Consider the following 19,500-nt stretch of genomic DNA (forward strand, 5'->3'; position numbering starts at 1 on the left):
TGGAGGTCATCTTGCGTTTCCTGCCCGTTTCCTCGAATGCGCTGCTGGTCGAGCTGGCCGATCTGGACCAGACGCTGGCTTTGCTGGCGTCCCTGCAGCGCGAATCCCTTCACGGGGTGATCGAGCTCGTGCCGGCCGCCCGCACGATTCTCCTGTACTACCGCCCCTGGGTCACCAACGCCGGCGCGCTGGTCCGTGCGATCGCCGCGCGCGATCTGTCGCAGCGTGTCGAGCGCAGCGATACGCTGATCGAGATCCCGGTCCGCTATGACGGCGAGGACCTGGCCGAGGTGGCGCAGCTGCTAGGCATCGCCACCGACGAGGTCGTGCGCCGTCATACCGGCAGCGAATATACGGTGGCGTTTACCGGCTTCGCGCCCGGCTTCGCTTACCTCAGCGGCGGCCATCCCTCCCTCGACGTGCCGCGGCGCCGTACGCCGCGCACGCGGATTCCGGCCGGGGCCGTGGGTCTGGCCGGCACCTTCAGCGGCGTCTATCCGAAGGCCAGCCCCGGCGGCTGGCAGATCATCGGTACCACGCCGTTGGCGATGTGGGATCTGGAGCGCGAGCCGCCGGCGCTGCTGCAGCCCGGGTATCGCGTGCGCTTTGTCGATATCGCGACGGTGGACGAGGTCACACGGAGCCGCATGATGTCCGCGCACGATGCGGGAGCGCCGGTGGCCGGCGTGCGTCGCCCGCAGAGCGCTGCCGCCTGTACCGCGGCGCTGAAGGTAAAGGGCACCGGCTTGCAGACCGTATTGCAGGACCTTGGCCGCCACGGCCAGGCCGGGCAGGGCGTGTCGGTCTCCGGCGCGCTCGACCGGGCCGCACTGCGGATGGCGAACCGTCTGGTCGGCAATCGCAGCGACGGTGCCGCGCTCGAAACCGTCGGCGGCGGCCTGCAGTTGCAGAGCCAGGGCGACACCGTGCTGGCCGTGACCGGCGCCGATGCGCCGCTGATCGTGCGCGCGGCCGATGGCCGCCAGTGGCGCGTATCGACGCATCGGGCCGTGGCGCTTGCCGATGGCGACACCTTGAGCGTCGGCCAGCCCGTCGCCGGCGCCCGCTGCTATGTGGCAGCGCGCGGCGGCTTTGCCGTGGCGCCGGTGCTCGGCAGCTGCGCGACCGACACGCTGGCCGGCATCGGCCCCGCGCCGTTGGCCGTCGGCGATCTGCTGGGTGTCCTGCCCGCTCCGCCGGGCGCCGTGGTCGGCATGCCGGAGGAACGCGCCGCCGATCTGCCGACAGTCGAACGCGACGTGGTCCTTGACGTGGTACTGGGACCGCGCACCGACTGGTTTACGCCCGAGTCGGTCGAGCGGCTACGAATGCAACGCTGGCAAGTCACGCCCCAGTCCAATCGCGTCGGCCTGCGGCTGGCCGGCGAGGTGCCGCTCGAACGCGCCATCACCGGCGAACTGCCGAGCGAGGGCACCGTGCTCGGGGCGTTGCAGGTGCCGCCCAGCGGCCAGCCCATCCTGTTCCTGGCGGACCATCCGCTGACCGGCGGCTACCCGGTGATCGGCGCCGTCGCGCCTCACCATCTGGACCGTGCCGGCCAGATCCCGGTCGGTGCATGGCTGCGCTTCAACCCGATCGGCCCGTTCGAAGAACTGCAACCGTCTGCCGACTGAGCCGGCGCCTTTTATCCAAATTCGCGATGAAGAAAGTCCTGATTGCCAACCGTGGAGAGATCGCCGTCCGCATCATCCGCGCCTGCGCCGACTACGGTGTCGGCTCCGTGGCGGTGTATGCCAACGCCGATATCGATGCGATGCACGCGCGCCTGGCCGACGAGGCTTACGGCCTGAATGGCGACCGTCCCGCCGACACCTATCTGAACATCGACAAGCTGCTCGACATCGCCCGCCGCAGCGGTGCCGATGCCGTCCATCCCGGCTACGGCTTCCTGTCCGAAAGCGAGGCGTTTGCGCGGGCCGTCATCGAGGCCGGCCTGACGTGGATCGGTCCGTCGCCGGCCACGATCGCGCGGCTCGGCGACAAGGTCGAAGCGCGCAAGATCGCGCTGCGCGTGGGCGCGCCACTGGTCGCCGGTACGCCCGAGCCGGTCGCCGACGCCAACGAGGTACTGGCGTTTGCCGAGCAGCATGGCTTGCCGATCATCATCAAGGCCGCGTTCGGCGGCGGTGGCCGCGGCATGAAGATCGCCTGGCGCATGGATGAAGTCGAGGAACTCTATGCTTCGGCCGTCCGGGAGGCGGTCACCGCTTTCGGCCGCGGAGAGTGTTTCGTCGAGCAGTTCCTCGACAAGCCCCGCCATATCGAGGCACAGGTCCTCGCCGATCGGCATGGCAATGTGGTCGTGCTGGGCACGCGGGACTGCTCGCTGCAACGCCGGAACCAGAAGCTCGTCGAAGAGGCCCCGGCGCCGTTCCTCAGCGATGAACAACGCGCGCGCATCCACGCCGCGGCGCGCGACATCTGCGCGGCCGCGGAATACACCAGCGCCGGCACGGTGGAATTCCTGCTCAGCGCCAGCGGCGCGATCTCGTTCCTCGAGGTCAACACGCGGCTGCAGGTCGAGCATCCTGTCACCGAGCAGACCACCGGCGTCGACCTGGTGGTCGAGCAGTTGCGCGTGGCCGATGGCCTGCCGCTGTCGATCGCCGAAACCCCCGCACCGCTCGGCCATGCGATCGAGTTCCGCATCAATGCCGAGGACGTGGGCCGCGGTTTCCTGCCCACGCCCGGGCCGGTGCGGCGCTTCGACGCGCCGTCGGGCCCGGGCGTGCGCGTCGATTCCGGCGTGCAGGCCGGTTCGGTGGTGCCGGGGACGTTCGATTCGCTGATGGCCAAGCTGATCGTGACCGGCGCCACGCGGGAACAGGCGCTGGCGCGTGCCCGCCGTGCACTGCGCGAATTCCGCATCGAGGGCGTGGCATCGGTGCTGCCATTCCATCGTGCCGTGATCGATCACGCCGATTTCGTCGGCACGGGCGGCTTCAACGTCCACACGCGCTGGATCGAGTCCGACTTTGCCGAGCCGCTGGCGGCAGCCGCGCGTGCCGAACCGCGGCAGGACGACAGCTTGCTGCGTACGGCGATCGAGGTCGACGGCCGCCGCATGGTGCTGGGCTTGCCCGCGCAACTGCTGCGTGGCCTGGCCGACGCGCCGGGAACCGGCGGCGCGACGGACCCCGCCGATCCCGTACCGACCGCCGCCAACCCGGCCGAGCTGCCGTCGCCGATTGCCGGCACCGTGCAGGCGTGGAAGGTCGCGCTCGGCGACGAGGTCAAGCAAGGCGATCTGATCGCCGTGATGGAAGCGATGAAGATGGAGATGCAGGTCCACGCGCATCGCGACGGCCGTGTCGCGTGGCAGGCTGGCGCCGGCACTTACCTGGCCGCGGGGGCGCGGCTGGCGGAGATTGTCTGAGCGCATGCGGTGAAGGGCCGCTGCCTCAGGCAGCGGCGCCCGCCGCGTATTCCGGGTAGTCGGTATAGCCGGCGGCACCGCCGCCGAAGTAACTGGCGCGATTGCCGGGATGGAGCGGCAGGTCGTGCCGCAGCCGGTAGGGCAGGTCCGGGTTGCCGATAAAGCTGCGGCCAAACCCGATCAGGTCGGCCCAGCCCCTGGCAAGCGCTTCCTCGGCGCGCGCCTTGTTGTAGTTGCCCGAATAGATCAGCGTGCCGGGGTAGACCTCGCGCAACGCCTCCTTGAACGCGGCCGGCATCACCGGCGCATCTTCCCAGTCGGCTTCGGCGATGTGGATATAGGCGACGCCGATCTTGCCGAGCGCGTGGGCTGCGGCCAGATAGGTAGCTTCGGGCGTGTCGTCGACCGCGCCCTGCAGCGTGGTCAACGGGGCCAGCCGCACGCCGATTCGGTCCTTGCCGACGACATCGGTGACCGCCTGCGCGACCTCCTTCAGAAAGCGCAGCCGGTTGTGCAGCGAGCCGCCGTATTCGTCGGTGCGCGCGTTGGCCTGCGAATCGATGAACTGATTGATCAGATAGCCGTTGGCCCCGTGCAGCTCGACGCCGTCGAAGCCAGCGTCCAGCGCGTTTCGCGCAGCTTGCGCGTAGTCGGCAACGATGCCGTGGATCTCGGGGACCGTCAGCGCGCGCGGCGCGGAGTGCTGCACCATCTCGCCGGCGCCGCCGGCCGGACCCTTGCCTTCCACGTCGATGAACACCTTGACCCCTTCGGCCACCAGCGCGGATGACGACACCGGGGCCGCGTTGCCGGGCTGCAGCGAGGTGTGCGACACGCGGCCGACGTGCCACAGCTGGGCGAACATGATGCCGCCGGCGGCGTGCACCGCGTCGGTGACCTTGCGCCAGCCGGCCATCTGTTCCGGCGTGTGGATGCCCGGCGTCCACGCGTAGCCCTGGCCCTGCTGGCTGATCTGCGTGCCTTCGGAAATGATCAGTCCGGCCGAGGCGCGCTGCCGGTAGTACTCGGCCATCAGGTCGGTCGCCACGCCGCCGTCGCCGGCGCGCGAGCGCGTCATCGGCGGCATCACGATACGGTTTTCGGTGGTCAGCTTGCCAAGGCGGTAGGGCGTAAACAGCATGGGTTCCTCTCGGTTGCGGTTGCGGATCGGCGGGCCGTCGGGTCACGCCGATGCCGCGATGAGGCCATTGTCGGCAACGCATCCGTTCGGAAAAACCCGGTGACCGGCAAATGATTCTTGCGCCGGGGTCAAGGGTCATCCGTGCTTCGGCAAATGCGCGGCGGTATCCTTCGTCCGGGCCGCCGATCCGGCGGCGTCGCATCTGAAAACCTTGAAGACACCGAAAGACGATGAGGACTGCATGACGGAGTCGAACTCCACCTCCCGACCACCGGCCATCGGCCTTGCCGGCGCGGCGCGCGACCTGTATCGCGCGCTGTGGCGTCATGCGAGCGGCGTGCGGCTTCATTTGATCGGCGCCACGGCGCTGCTGGCCGCCGCGCAGCTGCTGCGGCTGACGATGCCGTGGCTGGCCGCCCAGGCGATCAACGCGCTGCAGCAGGACAGCCTCGCCACGGCCGGCCGCTGGATTCTTTATCTGATCGGCGTCTATCTGCTTTCGTGGCTGCTGCACGGCCCGGGCCGCGTGCTCGAGCGCAACGTCGGCGTGCGCGTACGCGAGCGGCTGGGCGACCAGCTCTATGCGCGCATCGCCGCGGCGCCGCTGGCCTGGCGCGATGGCCGGCATTCGGGCGAGTTGCAGCACCGTGTGGTGCAATCCAGCCGGGCGCTGTCGGACTTCGCGCAGAACCAGTTCGTCTACCTGCAGAACGCCTTCAACTTCGTCGGTCCGCTGGTCGCACTGACGCTGCTGTCGCGCACCAGCGGCCTGATCGCCGTCACCGGCTACGTGGTGATCGCGCTGATCATCCTGCGCTTCGACCGCACGCTGATGCAGCTGGCCCGCGCCGAGAACGACGCCGAGCGCCGCTATGCCGCCGCCTTGCTCGACTTTGTCGGCAACGCCGGCACGGTGATCGGGCTGCGCCTGCAGGCCGCATCGCGCAAGTTGCTCGGCCGCAGGATGGCGGCCGTGATGGCGCCACTTCGTCGTGCGGTCATGGTCAACGAAGGCAAGTGGTTCGCCGTGGACCTGCTCGGCATGGGGCTGACCTGGATCCTGGTGGTGATGTACGTGCTGCAGGAGCGCTCGCCGGGGCAGGCGGTGGCGCTCGGCACCGTCTTCATGATCTACCAGTACGCGCAGCAGGCCGCCTCGGTGGTCGGTTCGATGGCCGCGAACTTCCAGAGCTTCGCGCGGATGCATACCGACTACGGCAGTGCCGAACCGATCTGGGACGCCCCGGGCGATCCCGACGCGGCGGTGCCGGCCGTGGTGCCCGATGCGCCGTGGCAAACGCTGGAATTGCGCGGCGCCACCGTGCACTACGCCGACGGTTCCCGCGGTGGACTGCATGGCATCGACCTGGTGCTGCGGCGTGGCGCGCGGGTGGCCTTGATCGGCCCGAGCGGCGGGGGCAAGAGCACGCTGCTGCGGACGCTGGCCGGTCTCTATCATCCGCAGCACGGGGAATTGCGGCGCGACGGCGCGACGGTCGGCTGGTCCGAGCTGCGTACGCTGGCCACGCTGATTCCGCAGGAGGCGGAGGTATTCGAGGCGAGCGTCGAGGAGAATCTGACCTTCGGCCTGCCGGTCGACGCGGCGGCGCTGGGCGGCGCCGTGCATACGGGCGGGTTCGACGAGGTATTGCACCGCCTTCCCGATGGCCTCGCCAGCGCCATCAACGAGCGCGGCGGCAACCTGTCGGGCGGTCAGCGGCAGCGGCTGGCGCTCGCCCGCGGCGCGCTCGCGGCGCAGGGCAGCTCGCTGCTGCTGCTCGACGAGCCGACCAGCGCGCTGGACCCGCAGGCCGAGGCTCGCGTGTTCGACCGCATGCACGCCGCCTTTCCGTCGGCTTGCATCGTCGCCTCGGTCCATCGGCCGAGCCTGCTCGCGCGCTTCGACACGATCGTCGTGATGGAAGGCGGCAAGGTCGTCGATGCCGGGCCGCGCGACGAGGTGCTGGCCAGGCGGGCGCATTGAATCGATTCAAGCATCGTTCCGGCGCCCGGATGTCCGGGGTTTAGCGATCCCGGTTCGCATGGCGGCGGCCCGCCCGCGCGCCGGACCTTCCGCTGTGCTGCTCCCCAGCGCACCGGCCGCCGCGGCGCGCAGCATGCGCCGGAACGTCGGACACTCGAGGTGGCTCGGCGCCGGGCACACCGCGGCATGCCGCAGCCCATCACGCATCGCCGTCAGCCGGCGAATCGTGCGATCCAGCTCATCGGCCTTGGCGGCAAGCCGCGCGCGGTCGATCCGTGGGCGGCCGTCACTCGCGAACATCCGCGAAATCTCATCCAGCGAGAACCCGGCGGCCCGGCCCAGCGCGATCAGTGCCAGCCGGTCCAGCACGGCGGGCTCGAACACGCGTCGCAGTCCGCGCCTGCCGACCGACGCGATCAGTCCCTTTTCCTCATAGAAGCGCAGCGTGGAGGCGGGCACGCCAGATCGTTGCGCCACTTCAGCAATGTCCATGTCGGCAGCCCTTGACTTCAAGTTGACTTGAAGTGCCATGATGGCTTGCATGGACGATCAGTGCAACGATCAATGCAACTGCGAGGAGCCGACGATGGACGGAAAACGGCAGGCTTACGACGAACAGGCCGCACTATGGAACGGTGCGGCCGGACAGGGATGGGTAACGGCGCAGCACGTGCTGGACCGGATGTTCGAGCCGATGGAGGCGCTGCTCGTGCAGGCCGTCCGCGACAGCGGCGGCACCGAGGTGCTGGACGTCGGCTGCGGCACCGGCGCCACCACGCTCGCCGTCGCGCGCGAGCTGCGCGAGCGCGGACGGTGCACCGGCATCGACCTGTCGGAGCCGATGATCGAAGCGGCCCGGCATCGCGCCCAGCGGGAGGGCGCCACGGCGCGCTTCCTCTGCGCGGATGCGCAGCGATACGCGTTCCCGCCGGCGAGCTTCGATACGGTGATCTCGCGGATCGGTGTGATGTTCTTCGACGATCCGGTTGCCGCCTTCGCCAATCTGCGCCGCGCCGCGCGCGACGGTGCCGCACTGCGCTTCATCGCGTGGCGCGGGGCGGATCTGAATCCCTTCATGATGACCGCGGAGAAAGCCGCCGCGCCGTTGCTGCCCGCGCTGCCGGCGCGCGCGTCCGACGGGCCGGGGCAATTCGCGTTTGCCGATGCCGACAAGGTTCGCGGCATCCTGGCGGCCGCCGGCTGGACCGGTGTCGGCATCCGCGCGGTCGATCTGGCATGCAGCTTTCCCGCAAGCGAACTGCGGCGATACGTGACCAGCGTGGGACCGCTGGGGCGTGTGTTCGGCACGCTGGACGCCAAAGTCCGCGACACCGTCGCCGCGACGGTGCTGCGGGCCTTCGAACCCTACGTCGACGGCGGCGAGGTCCGCTTTACCTCGGCGTGCTGGATAGTCGAGGGCACTGCGGGCTCGCGCGAGGAGCACGGCCATGCATGACAAGCTGCCGCTGCTGGCCGTCGCCATCGGCGCCGGCGCAACGCTGACGATGGATCTTTGGGCGCTGGTTCAACGGGTCTGGTTCGGCATGAAGCCGCTGGACTACGGCATGGTCGGCCGTTGGCTGGGCCATATGCCACGCGGCCGCTTTCGCCACGAGGCGATCGGTCAGGCGCCGGCGATTCCGGCCGAACGTTGGATCGGCTGGACGGCGCACTACGTGGCCGGCATCGTGTTCGCGGCGGTGTTGCTGGCCATCTGGGGGCCGCAGTGGGCGTGCCGCCCGACCCTCGGCCCCGCGCTGATCGTCGGGCTCGCCAGCGTGGTGTTTCCCTTCCTGCTGATGCAGCCCGGCATGGGCGCCGGCATCGCGGCCCGCCGCACGCCCAAGCCCGGCGTCGCCCGCTTGCGCAGCCTCGTCACGCATGCGGTATTCGGCCTTGGGCTCTACGCTTCGGGCCACGTCCTGCAGTGGGTCGGCGGGCTGCTGCCGGGATTCTGTGGCGGATGACGCCCGCAGCGTCCGGATATTCCGGAATCAGGCGGCCGCCGCGCCGGCCCCCTGCAGGAAGGCCCGCTCCGCCAGCCCGGCCAGCCCGGCGCGGGCGATCCGTCCGCGCCGCTCCCCGTCGAGCAGGCCGATCAGCACCGATGCCCAGATTTCCGTCAGCGCCTGCGCGGTGATATCGATCCGGAAGATGCCTTGCTGCTGGCCGCGCAGAAAGAAGGCGTCCAGCTTGCTCTCCCAGTCCGTCTGCCAATCCGACGAGACGCCGGACACGACCTCCCGCCAGTAATAGATCAGGAACGCCGCCACCTCGCGTTGCTCGATCATGTTCGCATTCAGGCGCCGCAGTGCGTCAAGGGGAGAGGGGTCGTCCAATTTGGCGCACTGGACGACTTCGGCGAGCACGCGCACGCCGTGGTCGATCAGGCGGGAAATCAGTTCGTCGCGCGTCCGGCAGAACCGGTACAGCGTGGCCTTGCTGATGCCGACGGCTTTCGCCAGGTCCTGCAGCGTGCCGCGCGGCTGGTCCACCAGCGCCAGCGCGAGCGCGGCCAGGAGCCGGCTGTTGTCTTCGTTCGATGCGGGGACGGCCGTCATGACAAGCTGGAATCCATACTTTGTATCTCAAAAAGCACTTTTGTGTGGGGCTGGCGCGAACGCCGTGCGTTGGCACCCCGGGGATTATCCGGCAAAACAGGCAATTCCCATACCATATGAATCTTTATTGATTCATATGATGAATGAGCGTAGCATGTGCCCCTTTGCCGAACATTGAAGAAGGTAGACATGAATCACTTCCCAACGCGGGGATGGCGCACGCTGGCCATGGTCGCGGCGGTCATCGTGACGGCAGCATGCGGCAATGCGGAACAGGCGGCCGCCCCGGCGGCGCCCTCGGTCGATGTGCTGACATTGCAGCCGCGGCCGATGGCCGTCAGCAGCGAGCTGCCGGGCCGCATCGAACCGGTTCGTGTCGCCGAAGTGCGGGCACGGGTCGCCGGGATCGTGCTCAGGCGCAACTTCAAGGAAGGCAGCGACGTCAAGGCCGGCGATCCGCTGTTCCAGATCGATCCGGCCCCGTTGCAGGCGGCGCTGTCGCGCGCCGAGGGCGAGCTCGCGCGCGCGGAGGCGGTGCTGGCGGACGCCGACGCGGTGGTGCGCCGTTATGCGCCGCTGGTCGAGATCGAGGCGGTCAGCCGGCAGGATTTCGATGCGGCCCAGGCCACGCTGAAGAGCGCGCAGGCGGCACGGCGCAGCGCGGCCGCGGAAGTGAAGACGGCCCGCCTGAACCTGGAATACGCGACGGTGCGGGCGCCGATTTCCGGACGGATCGGCCGCGCGCTGGTCACCGAAGGCGCATTGGTCGGGCAGGGCGAGGCCACGCCGATGGCCACCATCCAGCAGCTGGACCCGGTCTATGTCGACTTCAAGCAGCCGGTGGCCGATGTGCTGCGCATGCGCGAGGCGCTGGAGCAGGGCCGGCTGCAGCGGGAGCCGGAAGGCGGTGTGCCGATCGTCGTGACCATCGAAGGCACCGACAAGAAGCGCGAAGGGCGGCTGCTGTTCTCGGACATCTCCGTCGAGCGCGGCACCGGCCAGGTGTCGCTGCGCGGCCAGCTGCCGAACGCCGACAGCCTGCTGCTGCCGGGCATGTACGTACGCGTGCATGTCACGCACGCGGTCGATCCCGCCGCGATGCTGGTGCCGCAGCGGGCGGTGCGCCGCAGCCCCGACGGCAAGGCCCAGCTGCTGGTCGTCGGCAAGGGCGACGTGGCGGAGACCCGCCAGGTCCGCACCGGCCCGATGCAGGGCGCCGAGTGGCAGATCCTGGAGGGCGTCAAGCCGGGCGACCGCATCGTGGTCGGCGGCGAGGCGAGCTCGGGGCAGAAGGTCACCATCGCCCCCGCTGCGCCGTCCAGGCAGGCCGGGGAAGCCGGCCTGCCGGCGCCCTCGAACCCTGCTGCGGCGGAACGAGGCTAGGCGCGCAGGCGCCGCGCCACTGAACAGACATCATGCTGCCAAGATTCTTCATTCATCGCCCCAACTTCGCCTGGGTGCTGGCGATCTTCATCGTGCTGGCGGGCCTGCTCGCGATGCCGTCGTTGCCGGTGTCGCAATACCCGACCGTCGCGCCGCCGCAGATCGCGATCTCGGCGGTCTACCCGGGCGCGTCCGCCACTACGCTGGTCGATTCGGTGACCAGCGTCATCGAGGAGGAGCTGAACGGCGCCAAGGGGATGCTGTACTACGACTCGTCCAGCAGCTCGGCGGGCATCGCGGAAATCACCGTGACGTTCGCGCCCGGCGTCGATCCCGATCTGGCCCAGGTCGACGTGCAGAACCGGATCAAGCAGGCCGAGGCGCGGCTGCCGGCCGCGGTCACGCGCCAGGGCCTGCGTACCGAGCAGGTCAGCGCGGGCTTCCTGCTGGTCTACTCGATCAACTTCAAGGGCGACGACGCCGGCAAGGATATGGTGACGCTGGCCGACTACGCGGCGCGCCGGATCAACAACGAGATCCGCCGCGTGCCGGGCGTCGGCAAGGTGCAGTTCTTCGGCGCCGAGGCCGCGATGCGCGTGTGGGTCGACCCGCAGAAGCTGCTCGGCTACGGGCTGTCGGTGGCCGATGTCAACGAGGCGATCGCCGCGCAGAACGTGCAGGTGCCGGCCGGCAGCTTCGGCAGCCCGCCGGGCAGCGCGGACCAGGAGCTCAGCGCGACCATCGCCGTCAAGGGCATGCTGACGACGACCGAGGAGTTCGGCGCGATCGTGCTGCGCGCCAATCCCGACGGCTCGAAGGTGACGCTCGCCGACGTCGCTCGCCTCGAGGTCGGCCTGCAGGACTACAACTTCGACATGCTGACCAGCGGCAAGCGCGCGGTCGGCGCCGCGGTGCAACTGCGCCCGGGCGCGAACGCACTGGAAACCGCGCGCGCGGTCCGCGCCAGGCTCGACGAACTGTCGAAGTCCTTCCCCGACGACATCGAGTACTCGGTCCCCTACGACACCTCGCGCTTCGTCGAGGTCGCGATCGAGAAGGTCATCCATACGCTGGTCGAAGCGGTGGTGCTGGTGTTCCTGGTGATGCTGCTGTTCCTGCAGAACCTGCGCTACACGCTGATTCCGACCATCGTCGTGCCGGTCTGCCTGGCCGGCACGCTGGCGGTGATGTATGCGATCGGCTTCTCGGTCAACATGATGACGATGTTCGGCATGGTGCTGGCGATCGGCATCCTGGTCGACGACGCCATCGTCGTGGTCGAGAACGTCGAGCGGATCATGGCGGAGGAAGGGCTCGGTCCCGTCGAGGCGACCGCCAAGGCAATGAGCCAGGTGTCGGGCGCCATCATCGGCATCACGCTGGTGCTGGCGGCCGTGTTCTTCCCGCTGGCCTTCATGGCCGGATCGGTCGGCGTGATCTACCGGCAGTTCTCGCTGTCGCTGGCCGTGTCGATCCTGTTCTCGGGCTTCCTCGCGCTGACGCTGACCCCCGCGCTTTGCGCGACGCTGCTCAAGCCGATCCCGCAAGGCCATCATGAAGAGAAGCGCGGCTTTTTCGGCTGGTTCAATCGCCGGTTCGGCCGACTGACCGAGCGGTTCACCGCGCTGAACTCGAAGCTGCTGCGCCGCGCCGGCCGCTGCATGATCGTCTACGGCATGGTGGTGGCGCTGCTGGCGCTGCTGTACACGCGGCTGCCGGAATCGTTCGTGCCGATCGAGGATCAGGGCTACTTCGTGGTCGACGTGCAGCTGCCCCCGGGCGCGACCAACCAGCGCACCGAGGCCGTGGTCAAGAAACTGGAGAGCTGGCTGCTCGGCCGCAAGGCGATGGAGTCGACCACGATGGTGCTGGGCTTCAGCTTCTCGGGCAGCGGCCAGAACGCGGCGCTGGGCTTTCCGACGCTGACGGACTGGTCGACGCGGGGCAGCGGCCAGCATGCCAGCGACGAGGTGGCCGCCTTCAACGCCCAGTTTGCGGGGCTGAAGGAAGCACGCGTGATGGCGGTCGATCCGCCGCCGATCGAAGGGCTGGGCAATGCCAGCGGCTTTGCGCTGCGCCTGCAGGATCGCGCGGGCCTTGGACGAGCGGCGCTGGTGGCGGCGCGCGATACGCTGCTGAAGGAGGCCAACGCCTCGCCGGTGCTGGCGTACGCGATGATGGAAGGGCTGGAGGACGCGCCGCAGCTTCGCCTCGATATCGACCGCGACAAGGCAGAGGCGCTCGGCGTCGGCTTCGAAGCGATCAACACCGCGATTTCCAGCGCCTATGGCTCCGCGACCGTGGCCGACTTCGCCAATGTCGGGCGGCTGCAACGGGTCGTCGTGCAGGCCGACGTGCGCGACCGCATGACGCCCGAAGCGCTGCTGTCGCTGAATGTGCCCAACGTGCGCGGGGAACAGGTGCCTCTGAGCGCGTTCGCCACGCCGGAGTGGGAGATCGGCCCGGTGCAGGTGTCGCGCTACAACGGCTACCCGACGATCAAGATCATGGGCGACGCCGCGCCCGGTTTCAGTACCGGCGAGGCCATGGCCGAGATCGAACGGATCGCCGCCAGGCTGCCGGCGGGCATCGGCTACGAATGGACCGGCCTGTCGTATCAGGAACGACAGGCCGGCGCGCAGGCCCCGTTGCTGCTGGCGCTGTCCTTCCTGGTGGTGTTCCTGCTGCTGGTGGCGCTCTACGAGAGCTGGGCGATCGCCGCCTCCGTGATGCTGATCGTGCCGATCGGCGCGCTGGGGTCGGTGCTGGCGGTCAATGCCCTGGGCATGCCGAACGACGTCTATTTCAAGGTCGGGCTGATCACGATCATCGGTCTGGCCGCCAAGAACGCGATCCTGATCGTCGAATTCGCCAAGTCGCTGCGCGAGCAGGGCATGCCGCTGATCGACGCCGCGCTGGAGGCGTCGCGGCTGCGGTTCCGCCCGATCGTGATGACGTCGATGGCATTCATTCTCGGCGTCGTGCCGCTGGCCATTGCGACCGGCGCCGGCGCGGCCAGCCAGCGCGCCATCGGTACCGGCGTGATCGGCGGCATGCTGACCGCGACCACGCTGGGCGTGGTGTTTGCCCCGGTGTTCTTTGTCTGGGTGCTGTCCCGCTTCAAGCGGTATCGGGACAATGCAAGGGACAGCGGACGAACGACAACGCCGACTGCGACCACGACGACGGAGGGCGCGCAATGAAATCGATTCGATCCCGCACAACGTTGCCGTGCCTGCTGTTGAGCGCCACTGCCGCCCTGGCCGGTTGCTCGTTGGCGCCGGTCTACGAGCGGCCGGCGGCGCCGGTGCCCACGCAATGGGCGTCCGGCCAGATGACGCAGATGGCCGGGATGGCGGCCGGCGATGCGCAGGTCGCGCCTTCATCGGCGGCCGTGCTGCAATGGGACAGCTTCATCGTCGACGGCAAGCTGCGCGAGCTGGTGGCGCTGGCGCTCGAGAACAATCGCGACCTGCGGCAGGCGGTGCTGAACATCGAGGCGGCGCGCGCGATGTATCGCGTGCAACGTGCCGACCGCGTGCCGGGGCTGCAGGCCGAGGCGGGCGGCACGCGGCAACGCGTGGCCGAGGACCTGCGCCAGCCGGGCATGGGTTCCGTCCAGCAGACCGTGCAGGCCGGCATCGCGGTGCCGGCGTTCGAGCTCGACCTGTTCGGCCGCGTACGCAACCTGTCCGAAGCCGCGCTGCGGGAATACTTCGCGACCGAGGAGGCCGCGCGCAGCGCGCGGATCAGTCTGGTGGCCGAAGTCATCCAGGCGTATCTGGCGCGGGACAGCGCCCAGCGCCGCCATCTGCTGACCGCGCAGACGCTGCAGACCCGCGAAGCCTCGCTGCGGCTGATTGCACAGCGCCGCCAGGCCGGCACGGCCACCGCGCTGGATTTCTACGAGGCCAGCGGGCTGACGGACCAGGCGCGCGCCGACCTGGAAAGGACCGACCGCGAATTTCGCCAGGCCACCAATGCGCTGGCGCTGCTGGTCGGCGTGCCGGACATCGCCGCGCGGTTGCCGGCGGCGCCGCGCGACGACGTGCTGCTGGTGCAGACGCTGGCGCCCGGCACGCCGTCCGACCTGCTGATTCACCGGCCGGACATCCTCGCCGCGGAACAGCGGCTGCGCGGACGCCATGCCGACATCGGCGCGGCACGCGCGGCGTTCTTCCCGCGCATCACGCTGACCGGCATGTTCGGCAGCGCCAGCGGCGAGCTGTCCAACCTGTTCGGCGCGGGCCAGACGGTATGGTCGTTCGCCCCGCAGTTGACGCTGCCGATCTTCTCCGGTGGCCGCAATCTCGCGAACCTGGATCTTGCCCATGTGCGCAAGGACATCGCGGTGGCCAACTACGAGAAGACGATCCAGACCGCGTTCCGCGAAGTCTCGGACGCGCTGGCGGCAACCGACACGCTGCGTCGCGAAGAGGTCGCCCGCCGTGCTGTCGCGCAGACCAGCGAGCAGACGTTGCGGCTGTCCGAGGCGCGCTACCGCGCCGGCGTCGACGACCATCTGCGCTACCTGGAGGCACAGCGTAACCACTATGCCGCGCAAACTGCGCTGATCGACGTCGCCGCGCAGCGGCAAAGCGCGCTGGCCGCGCTGTTTCGCGCGCTCGGAGGGGGCTGGTCGAGCGAGCGGACGGACGCGGCGGAAGCGTCCACGGTGGGGCAGCGTTCCCCACTATAGGGCTTCGCGTGACTGAGGGCGAGCCGTTGCGTGCCCGGTTTTTGGGCGGGCACTGGCCTTAAGTTTTTCTTTTGAGACGGCAAATAAAGTCTTAATTTTCTTTATCTGAGGGGGCCAGTAACATCGGACGACCATAAGAGGAGAAACCTGCCATGCCCGCCGTTCGCAAGCCCGTTCGCAACCCTGTTCGCCGCCGTACCTTGTTCGCCGTCGCCGCATTGTGCGCGATGCCATCGCTGGCTGTCGCCGCGGACAAGTACCCGTCCAAGCCGATCCGCATGGTCGTGGCCTTCGCGGCGGGCGGGGCGAACGACACCATCGCCCGCATCCTGGCCAAGGAACTGCAGCAAGGCATGGGGCAATCCGTCGTGGTGGAGAACCGTGGCGGCGCCGGCGGCCTGATCGGCTCAGACATGGTCGCCAAGGCGACGCCCGACGGCTACACGCTGCTGCTCGGCAGCGCTGGCGCGCAGACCATCATGCCGGCGCTGACCCGCAAGATGCCCTACGACCCGCGCACGGGGCTCGCCCCGGTGTCGCTGGTCGCCGAAGCGGCCAACGTGCTGATGGTCAGGACGGGACTGCCGTTCAACAACGTCAAGGAGCTGCTGGCAGGTGCGAAACAGAAGCCCGGCGCCTATACCTACGGCTCCTCGGGCAATGGCACCACGCTGCATGTGTCGGGCGCGCTGATGGAAAAGCTCGGCGGCATCGACCTGCTGCACATTCCCTACAAGGGCAACGGCCCCGCGATGAACGACCTCTACGCCGGCAACGTCGACATGGTGTTCGGCTCGGTGCCGGTCGCGATGGCGGCGCTGAAGACCGGCAAGGCGAAGATGGGGTCATGCCAAGATTCGGGCAATCGGCTATCATAAGCCGCTGGGTTATATAAACAAGAAGAAACATTCCCTTTAGTTATAACTTTGGTCTAGAACTTTGCCATCGTCCTCGGCTAGACTGGCTGGCCCTTCAGAGATTGTCGAGATCCTGTATGGCCACCGTCGAGCGTACCGCCTACCCGCGTTTCCCGAAGGTTTTCTCCACTAAGGAGCTACAGGCGTGTTACACGCCGGATGCCGAGGAACTGGAGTGGGCCACCCGCTCAACACGTGGACAAGTGCCGCGACTTGGCTTGCTGGTGCTGCTGAAGGTCTTCCAGCAACTGCATTACTTCCCCAACCTGGACAGCATTCCCGTCGTCGTGATTGACCACGTGCGCGCCAGCGCTGGTCTGGCGCCAGATGCCGCATTTGGCTATGACCGCAAGCTATCCCCCACGCTGTACCGGCATTACACGGCGGTACGCGCATTTCTCGGCGTCCAGCCCTACATTGGCACCGATGCCAACGAGGTCACGATCCGCGCCGCGCGCGAAGCCGCGGAAACGATGGACCAGCAGGTGGACATCATCAACGCCACCATCGATGCGCTGATCCTGCACCAAGTCGAGCTGCCAGCGTTCTCCACCCTGGACAACATTGCCGAGCAGATTCACACCCGCACGCAGACCGCGCTGTTTCGAAGCGTCGCAAGGCGCTTGTCGGACGAGGAACGGCAGCGGCTGGACCGGCTTCTCACCCGGGAATTCACCAACCGCCTGACCGCCTACAACAACATCAAGCGCCACGCGCGCCGTCCATCACGCAAGCATCTCAACCTACTCATAGAACACCTGACCTTACTGGACGGTCTTGGCGATTTCTCTCGCGCAATTGCCGGCGTGCCAGCCTCGAAGCTGCGCTCGCTGGCCAGCCAGGCCATGAGCCTGGACGCGGCCAATCTACGGGAGATCTTGCCTGAAAAGCGCTACACGCTGATCGTCGCCTTGCTCAACCATATGCGCGTGCGTACCCGCGACGATCTCGCGGAGATGTTCATCCGTCGCATGGGCGCCATCCACAAGCGGGCGCGCGACGAGATGGAGCGCATCCAGTCCCGTCAGCGCGCGCAGATGGAGAAGCTGGTCACCTTGCTCGACGGCGTGGTCGATATCGTCGCCGACGGCCAGGACGACGCGCTGATCGGCCGGCAGGTGCGCCGCTTCCTCGCGCCGTCCGGCGATCTGGAGCCGCTGCGCGAGAGCTGCGCCGAGGTGCGGGCCTTCAGCGGCAACAACTACCTGCCGCTGCTATGGCGGCATTTCCGCGCGCACCGCTCCGTGATGCTGCGCCTGGCGCAGGTGCTGGAATGGGAGTCGACCAGCCAGTCGCGCACGCTGCTGGCGGCACTTGCGGTGGTGCTGGACAATGAATCCCTGCATCGCGAATGGATTGCCGCCGACGTCGATGTGAGCTTCGCCTCGGAGCGCTGGCGCAAGCTGGTGCGCCGCCCCCACGACCAGGGCGCCCCCACCAACCGGCGCTACCTGGAACTGTGCGTGCTCTCGCATATGGTCAACGAGTTGCGTTCCGGCGACTTGTGCGTGGTGGGGTCAGATGCCTTTGCTGATTACCGTGCTCACCTGCTGCCCTGGCGCGAATGCGAACGGCGTCTGCCCGAATACTGCGCCAAGCTGGACATGCCGGCCAACGCGCAGGACTTTGTGGCGCATCTACGCCAATGGCTGGCCGACACGGCGCGTAGGCTGGATGCCAGTTTTCCCGACAAGCGCCAGCACGTCACCATCGGCCAGGACGGCGAACCCGTGCTCAAGCGGACGATCGCCAGGGAGATCCCGGCCAGCGCGATCACCCTGCAACAGGCGCTGCTCCGGCGCATGCCGACACGCAATCTGCTGGACGTGCTGGCCAACATCGAGCACTGGACCCACTTCACGCGGCACTTCGGCCCCCTCTCCGGCAGCGACCCCAAGATCCGCCATGCGGCCGAACGCTACCTGCTGACCATCTTCGCCATGGGCTGCAACCTGGGGCCCACCCAGGCCGCCCGCCATATGGGGGATCGGGTCACGCCGCACATGATGTCGTTCGTCAACCGCCGGCATCTGAGCCTGGAGCGTCTCGAAACCGCGCAGCGGGAATTGATCGAGCTGTATCTGCGGCTCGACCTGCCCAAGCACTGGGGGGATGGCAAGACCGTCGCGGCTGACGGCACCCAGTACGACTTCTACGACAATAATCTGCTGGCCGGCTACCACTTCCGCTACCGCAAGATGGGCGCGGTGGCCTACCGGCACGTGGCCGACAACTACATCGCGGTGTTCCGGCATTTCATTCCGCCCGGCGTGTGGGAAGCCATCTACGTGATCGAGGGTCTGCTCAAGGCCGGCTTGAGCGTCGAGGCCGACACCGTGCACGCCGACACCCAGGGCCAGTCGGCCGCGGTGTTCGCCTTCACGCATCTGCTGGGCATCAAGCTGATGCCGCGCATCCGCAACTGGCAGGATCTGAAGCTTTACCGTGCCGATGCCGATACCAAATACAAGCACATCGACCGGCTGTTCTCGGACACCGTGGACTGGGACCTGATCGCCTTCCACTGGCAGGACCTGATGCAGGTGGCGCTGTCGATCCAGGCCGGGACAATCTCCTCGCCGCTTCTGCTGCGCAGGTTCGGCTCGGAAAGCCGCCGCAACCGCCTGTTTCTGGCGGCGCAGGAACTCGGCAAGGTCGTGCGCACGGCGTTCCTGCTCGAATGGATTGGCAGCCGCGAACTCCGCCAGGAGATCACCGCCACTACCAACAAGATCGAGTCCTACAATGGCTTTGCCAAATGGTTCTCGTTCGGCGGTGACGTGCTGGCCGAAAACGACCCCGACGAACAGCAGAAGCGCCTGCGCTACAACGACCTGATCGCCTCGGCCGTGATTCTGCAGAACACGGCGGACATGATGCAGGCCCTGCGCGCCATGGTGAAGGAAGGGATCAAGGTCGACGTGGCCGACATTGGCTTCCTGAGCCCCTACCTCACCAGCAACATCAAACGCTTCGGCGACTATAAACTCAACCTGGAGCGGGTGCCGGAAGCTTGGATTCGCGACAGCCTCTTTGCCGCTCCCGCCCATTCCGCCCGCAAGCCTCGTCATGCCTGACACCGATACCCCTTACGGCAGGGTCGACGCCGAGGCGTTGCAAGCGCTTCGAGACACGTTCGACACGACCACCATCCTGCGCGTGGTGGACCAACTCGATGCGATCCGCGCGCGTTGCTGTGAGCCGGCCGGCTTGCGCGACGATCTGCTGCGCTTACACGGCATGGCGCACACCGTGATCAACGGTGCCGCGTTGTCGTGTTCGCCCACTGGCCCGACCCTCGTGGACCAGGCCGAGGCCATCATTGAGGAACTGGACGACTGGATTCTGCTGCTCAAGCGCGCCGTGCAAGCGCTGCGCCCGCTGGAGCCGCTTCGCCCCCGCGACGATGGCTGACCCG

Annotated in this window: 14 protein-coding genes; 11 read left to right on the top strand and 3 right to left on the bottom strand. The window is 68.0% G+C overall.

Going from position 1 to position 19,500, the window contains the following annotated elements; genetic code table 11:
* Nucleotides 1–11: 11 nt before the first annotated feature.
* Nucleotides 12–1,634 (top strand): 5-oxoprolinase subunit PxpB, encoded by a 1,623-nt coding sequence (gene pxpB, locus F7Q96_RS02640; protein WP_053823915.1) that lies wholly within the window; start codon nucleotides 12–14, stop codon nucleotides 1,632–1,634.
* 26 nt (nucleotides 1,635–1,660) lie between these two features.
* Entirely contained in the window at nucleotides 1,661–3,397 is a 1,737-nt protein-coding gene (locus F7Q96_RS02645; RefSeq protein WP_053823914.1) for an acetyl/propionyl/methylcrotonyl-CoA carboxylase subunit alpha, read from the top strand.
* Nucleotides 3,398–3,422: 25 nt separating this feature from the next.
* On the opposite strand, the gene F7Q96_RS02650 is transcribed toward F7Q96_RS02645, so the two are convergent.
* Nucleotides 3,423–4,538: an alkene reductase gene (locus tag F7Q96_RS02650; RefSeq protein ID WP_151021994.1), complete on the bottom strand. Its 1,116-nt coding sequence runs from the start codon at nucleotides 4,536–4,538 to the stop codon at nucleotides 3,423–3,425.
* 241 nt (nucleotides 4,539–4,779) lie between these two features.
* On the opposite strand from F7Q96_RS02650, the gene F7Q96_RS02655 reads away from it, so the two are divergent.
* Nucleotides 4,780–6,522 carry an ATP-binding cassette domain-containing protein gene (locus F7Q96_RS02655; RefSeq protein ID WP_053823913.1) on the top strand — a complete coding sequence of 581 codons (1,743 nt, stop codon included), beginning with the start codon at nucleotides 4,780–4,782 and terminating at the stop codon, nucleotides 6,520–6,522.
* 6 nt (nucleotides 6,523–6,528) lie between these two features.
* On the opposite strand, the gene F7Q96_RS02660 is transcribed toward F7Q96_RS02655, so the two are convergent.
* On the bottom strand, nucleotides 6,529–7,065 hold the full coding sequence (locus F7Q96_RS02660; protein WP_226994931.1) for a helix-turn-helix domain-containing protein: 537 nt from the start codon (nucleotides 7,063–7,065) through the stop codon (nucleotides 6,529–6,531).
* Between the two features lie 43 nt (nucleotides 7,066–7,108).
* Here F7Q96_RS02660 and F7Q96_RS02665 point away from each other — a divergent pair, with 43 nt between their 5' ends.
* A complete protein-coding gene (locus F7Q96_RS02665; protein ID WP_053824621.1) occupies nucleotides 7,109–7,978 on the top strand; it encodes a class I SAM-dependent methyltransferase in 870 nt (289 codons plus the stop codon).
* On the top strand, nucleotides 7,971–8,489 hold the full coding sequence (locus F7Q96_RS02670) for a DUF2938 domain-containing protein (protein ID WP_053823912.1): 519 nt from the start codon (nucleotides 7,971–7,973) through the stop codon (nucleotides 8,487–8,489). The genes F7Q96_RS02665 and F7Q96_RS02670 overlap by 8 nt, the downstream gene beginning before the upstream one ends.
* 27 nt (nucleotides 8,490–8,516) lie before the next feature.
* Here F7Q96_RS02670 and F7Q96_RS02675 read toward each other — a convergent pair whose 3' ends face one another.
* Nucleotides 8,517–9,083, bottom strand: a complete 567-nt coding sequence (locus tag F7Q96_RS02675) for a TetR/AcrR family transcriptional regulator (RefSeq protein WP_053823911.1) — start codon at nucleotides 9,081–9,083, stop codon at nucleotides 8,517–8,519.
* A 189-nt stretch (nucleotides 9,084–9,272) separates the two neighbouring features.
* Between F7Q96_RS02675 and F7Q96_RS02680 the strand changes: the two genes are divergently transcribed.
* The 6 genes from F7Q96_RS02680 (at nucleotide 9,273) to tnpC (ending at nucleotide 19,496) form a co-directional block, all read left to right on the top strand.
* Nucleotides 9,273–10,466 (top strand): efflux RND transporter periplasmic adaptor subunit, encoded by a 1,194-nt coding sequence (locus tag F7Q96_RS02680; RefSeq protein ID WP_211923493.1) that lies wholly within the window; start codon nucleotides 9,273–9,275, stop codon nucleotides 10,464–10,466.
* Between the two features lie 35 nt (nucleotides 10,467–10,501).
* Nucleotides 10,502–13,669: an efflux RND transporter permease subunit gene (locus tag F7Q96_RS02685; protein WP_053824620.1), complete on the top strand. Its 3,168-nt coding sequence runs from the start codon at nucleotides 10,502–10,504 to the stop codon at nucleotides 13,667–13,669.
* A complete protein-coding gene (locus F7Q96_RS02690; protein WP_151021996.1) occupies nucleotides 13,666–15,165 on the top strand; it encodes an efflux transporter outer membrane subunit in 1,500 nt (499 codons plus the stop codon). Before F7Q96_RS02685 ends, F7Q96_RS02690 begins: the two co-directional genes overlap by 4 nt.
* Nucleotides 15,166–15,317: 152 nt before the next feature.
* Entirely contained in the window at nucleotides 15,318–16,043 is a 726-nt protein-coding gene (locus F7Q96_RS02695) for a Bug family tripartite tricarboxylate transporter substrate binding protein (protein WP_249041641.1), read from the top strand.
* A 116-nt stretch (nucleotides 16,044–16,159) separates the two neighbouring features.
* Entirely contained in the window at nucleotides 16,160–19,159 is a 3,000-nt protein-coding gene (locus F7Q96_RS02700; RefSeq protein ID WP_151021997.1) for a Tn3 family transposase, read from the top strand.
* Nucleotides 19,152–19,496, top strand: coding sequence for a Tn3 family transposase post-transcriptional regulator TnpC (gene tnpC / locus F7Q96_RS02705; protein ID WP_151021999.1), 345 nt, complete (start codon nucleotides 19,152–19,154; stop codon nucleotides 19,494–19,496). The genes F7Q96_RS02700 and tnpC overlap by 8 nt, the downstream gene beginning before the upstream one ends.
* The last annotated feature ends 4 nt before the right edge of the window (nucleotides 19,497–19,500 follow it).

Source organism: Cupriavidus gilardii (genome assembly GCF_008801915.1).
In the GTDB taxonomy this organism is placed as follows: domain Bacteria; phylum Pseudomonadota; class Gammaproteobacteria; order Burkholderiales; family Burkholderiaceae; genus Cupriavidus; species Cupriavidus gilardii.